This is a genomic window from Clostridium tarantellae (assembly GCF_009295725.1).
Classification (GTDB): domain Bacteria; phylum Bacillota; class Clostridia; order Clostridiales; family Clostridiaceae; genus Sarcina; species Sarcina tarantellae.
The window spans coordinates 1-2,951 of the sequence record NZ_WHJC01000365.1; the positions used below are offsets into that span (position 1 = coordinate 1).

A 2,951-nucleotide genomic window follows, 5' to 3' on the forward strand; every position below is an offset into this window, starting at 1 on the left:
CTTACATGAAAACATGAAAATTTAAAAAATTAATTTGAATAAATATATATTTATAAGATTTTAAAAATTAATTGATAATATGAAATATGAAAATAAATTTTGAAAAAAGTATTAAAATTTCAGGAAATTCTGCAAAAAATTTAATTTATATGTGTCCTTCTAAAGAATATATATTTTTTTCACAAGAGAACTCTAAGAACATAATTGGATTAAATCGCAAAATACAAAATGAAATCAAAATTACAACAGAAGCTTTTTTAGGACCATTAAGTTTTGATGTGAAAGAAGAATATTTTTGGGCTGTTAGTTTAGAGGAACTACCTAAAATTTATAAAATAAATTTAAAAGGAGAAACTATATTAAAATTAGATATTCATAATATAATACCTGACAATTATATTATGAATGAAATAAAACCAATAATAATAAGTTCATTAACTATAAATAATGATTCAAATGAAATATTAATTTCAATTAAAGGAACTAATCATATATATATATTAGATAAATTAGGTGAATTTAAAAAAGCTATATTAGATTTACAAATAGAAGAAATAACAGATATGAAACTTTTAGATGATAAATTATTTATAAATTGTAAAAATAAGATTTATTTATTTAATAATAATTTTAAAAATTTATCTAATGGAAATATGGAATTTTTGGACGAAGTTGATATTAAATATTCAGAGATAAATAGCTTTATAGTTACTAAAATAAATAATAACTTATATAAAATTTTATTTTTACTTTTTTTTAGAAATGCAAAGCATTTATGTTCAGGAGAATTAATAATAGAAAAAGTTATTGATACAGTAAACTCAATAACTTTACCCAATAATACAACATTACCTAATTCATCAGTATCAGGTATACCACTAAACACTCAATCCATACCAAACATACCACAATCTGATATTACAGAAGAATATAATATATATAAAGTTATAGAATTAATAGCTAAAGAAGAAGCGGCATTAGTTGATTTAATAAGTACACAAGGAAAAACATTAAAAAATGTTATGCAAAACAATAATAACATTGATGAATTAATTTTAATTAATAAATCTTTAAATTCGTTTTTAGATAAAATGATAAAAGTAGAAATAGGATTAACTAACAAATTAAAGGAAGCGGAAAAAATAGCAGAAAAAATAATTCATGATTAAAAATAATGATTGTAAAATAAAAGCAGGTATTTTATAAAATTAAAATACCTGCTTTTATTTTTTTATTTAATTACAATTTTTGAAAATTTTGAATTTATAATATTTTCTAAAGTAGAAAGAGAATTTATAGTACAATTAATTGATGAATTAATTTCTAATAATTTTTCTTCATTTAAATTCATATTTAAACTTTTTTGAATTAAATAAACTATACATAAATCAAATCTCCTCTTAAGTTAGTCCTATTTATAATAACATTAAAGTAATACTTAGCACTACTTAAAATTACTTTACGTAAATAAGTTGGATATTTGCATATATTAATAGTAATTTTAAATACTATTAATATATAATTTACGGAGGCAAAAAATGAAATTATCAATTAATTTACTATCTGTATTTATTTTATTTAATTCTTTATGCTTAGAAGAAATATTTAATATGAATTTTGAAAAACCTAGGATGATTGATGCATACACATTAGTTTATGAGAAAATGTATAGTGACCACTCAAAAGAAAGTGGAGAATACATAATATTAGATATGGAATCATTACCATTTACAAATACTACTTATGAAGAAAGACAGAATACAATTCAATATTTCAAAAAAAAATATGACAAAAAAATTTTAAATTCATCGTTATTTAGATTACAACAAATTGAATTAGCAGATAGAATAGGTAATCTAAATATAAATGGACAACTATTAATGATAACAAATATAAGTTCAAACGAAGATACAGAGGGAATAATTGTAAATGGGATTAATTATATAAGTCCAGTTTCAGCTAGATTATATACAATAAAATTAGACATTATAGATGAAAAATGGATAATAACAAGTTTTCATATGAATGGAATAGCTTAAACTAAAACAATTTAGTAATTCTAAATAATGCTTTTAATTTACATAACACAATAAAATGTAACTTTACAGAAACTTTTAATATAATGTTAATTGCAATAATTTAATTATAATTTTTTTAATGTACATTCCACATGAAAAAGATATCAAATAAAAAAACATAATGAATAGTTAAAGGAGGTTCTAACATGGGATTTATTCCAGATACTCAAATAAAAAAACTTAATACTAAATTTGATAACAATATGAAAAAAATAAATAAAAAATCTAAAATACTAATAAAAATAATACTAATTTCATTGCTGTTATTATCATTATTTTTATTAGCAAAAAATCAAGATATATTATTATCATAATAAAAAAAATTAATTGTAAAGGAACGATAAAATGAATATAAATAGTTTTGGTGGAGCATCACTAGAAGAAATCAAAATTTTTGAACAAAGTATAGGTTTTTCATTACCAGATGATTATAAACAATTTTTAATCAAATATAATGGAGGAACTGCAAAAGTAAGATATAGTAATTTTAATGTTAAAGATTTAAATGAAGATATACCATTAGATGTATTATATGGACTAAATATTGAAGAAAAAGTGCTAGATTTACAATATGTTAATGATGAATTTATAGATGATATATTTCCAAACTCTATAATAATCGGAGATGATCCTGGATCAAGTATGATTATTTTAATAAATGATAATGATTTTAAAGGAATTTATTATTGGGATTATTCATTCTATTTTCCACAATCAAGTGAAGAAGAAAATACTTATAAGATTGCTGATAGTTTTAAAGCTTTTATTAATGGATTAAAAAAACCTTAATTAGATTAGTATTAAAAGGTATAACATAAGTAACACTTAGTATTACTTGTAATTATTTGTGAAAAAAACTCTTTAAATTTATAT

At 19.9% G+C, this 2,951-nt stretch carries 4 protein-coding genes; all 4 read left to right on the forward strand.

Annotated elements, in window-relative coordinates:
• The first annotated feature begins 86 nt into the window (after positions 1-86).
• The 4 genes from GBZ86_RS14505 to GBZ86_RS14515 all read left to right on the forward strand — a co-directional run bounded on the left by GBZ86_RS14505 (position 87) and on the right by GBZ86_RS14515 (position 2,867).
• Positions 87-1,169: an alpha-helical endospore appendage domain-containing protein gene (locus tag GBZ86_RS14505; RefSeq protein ID WP_152891820.1), complete on the forward strand. Its 1,083-nt coding sequence runs from the start codon at positions 87-89 to the stop codon at positions 1,167-1,169.
• A 369-nt stretch (positions 1,170-1,538) separates the two neighbouring features.
• Positions 1,539-2,039 carry a hypothetical protein gene (locus GBZ86_RS14510; RefSeq protein WP_152891822.1) on the forward strand — a complete coding sequence of 167 codons (501 nt, stop codon included), beginning with the start codon at positions 1,539-1,541 and terminating at the stop codon, positions 2,037-2,039.
• Between the two features lie 185 nt (positions 2,040-2,224).
• Positions 2,225-2,392 carry a hypothetical protein gene (locus tag GBZ86_RS17385; protein ID WP_170272276.1) on the forward strand — a complete coding sequence of 56 codons (168 nt, stop codon included), beginning with the start codon at positions 2,225-2,227 and terminating at the stop codon, positions 2,390-2,392.
• 31 nt (positions 2,393-2,423) lie between these two features.
• Positions 2,424-2,867: an SMI1/KNR4 family protein gene (locus GBZ86_RS14515; protein ID WP_152891824.1), complete on the forward strand. Its 444-nt coding sequence runs from the start codon at positions 2,424-2,426 to the stop codon at positions 2,865-2,867.
• The last annotated feature ends 84 nt before the right edge of the window (positions 2,868-2,951 follow it).